Raw genomic sequence first — 1189 nt, 5'->3', positions numbered from 1 at the left:
GAAACATCTTCGGGTTGTGAGGTTAAGCGACTAAGCGTACACGGTGGATGCCCTGGCAGTCAGAGGCGATGAAGGACGTGCTAATCTGCGATAAGCGTCGGTAAGGTGATATGAACCGTTATAACCGGCGATTTCCGAATGGGGAAACCCAGTGTGATTCGTCACACTATCATTAACTGAATCCATAGGTTAATGAGGCGAACCGGGGGAACTGAAACATCTAAGTACCCCGAGGAAAAGAAATCAACCGAGATTCCCCCAGTAGCGGCGAGCGAACGGGGAGCAGCCCAGAGCCTGAATCAGTGTGTGTGTTAGTGGAAGCGTCTGGAAAGGCGCGCGATACAGGGTGACAGCCCCGTACACAAAAATGCACATACTGTGAGCTCGATGAGTAGGGCGGGACACGTGGTATCCTGTCTGAATATGGGGGGACCATCCTCCAAGGCTAAATACTCCTGACTGACCGATAGTGAACCAGTACCGTGAGGGAAAGGCGAAAAGAACCCCGGCGAGGGGAGTGAAAAAGAACCTGAAACCGTGTACGTACAAGCAGTGGGAGCCTCTTAATGGGGTGACTGCGTACCTTTTGTATAATGGGTCAGCGACTTATATTCTGTAGCAAGGTTAACCGAATAGGGGAGCCGAAGGGAAACCGAGTCTTAACTGGGCGTTAAGTTGCAGGGTATAGACCCGAAACCCGGTGATCTAGCCATGGGCAGGTTGAAGGTTGGGTAACACTAACTGGAGGACCGAACCGACTAATGTTGAAAAATTAGCGGATGACTTGTGGCTGGGGGTGAAAGGCCAATCAAACCGGGAGATAGCTGGTTCTCCCCGAAAGCTATTTAGGTAGCGCCTCGTGAATTCATCTCCGGGGGTAGAGCACTGTTTCGGCAAGGGGGTCATCCCGACTTACCAACCCGATGCAAACTGCGAATACCGGAGAATGTTATCACGGGAGACACACGGCGGGTGCTAACGTCCGTCGTGAAGAGGGAAACAACCCAGACCGCCAGCTAAGGTCCCAAAGTCATGGTTAAGTGGGAAACGATGTGGGAAGGCCCAGACAGCCAGGATGTTGGCTTAGAAGCAGCCATCATTTAAAGAAAGCGTAATAGCTCACTGGTCGAGTCGGCCTGCGCGGAAGATGTAACGGGGCTAAACCATGCACCGAAGCTGCGGCAGCGAC

General features: G+C 52.6%; 1 rRNA gene. It reads left to right on the top strand.

The window, feature by feature from the left end:
• Positions 1 to 20: 20 nt before the first annotated feature.
• A 23S ribosomal RNA gene (locus ACJHX7_RS26155) occupies positions 21 to 1189 on the top strand; the annotation flags it as partial.

It is taken from the genome of Escherichia sp. WS1451, from assembly GCF_046487365.1.
In the GTDB taxonomy this organism is placed as follows: domain Bacteria; phylum Pseudomonadota; class Gammaproteobacteria; order Enterobacterales; family Enterobacteriaceae; genus Escherichia; species Escherichia coli.
The sequence above is the reverse complement of the archived record's forward strand: the minus strand, read 5'-3'. Positions and strand labels throughout refer to the sequence as shown.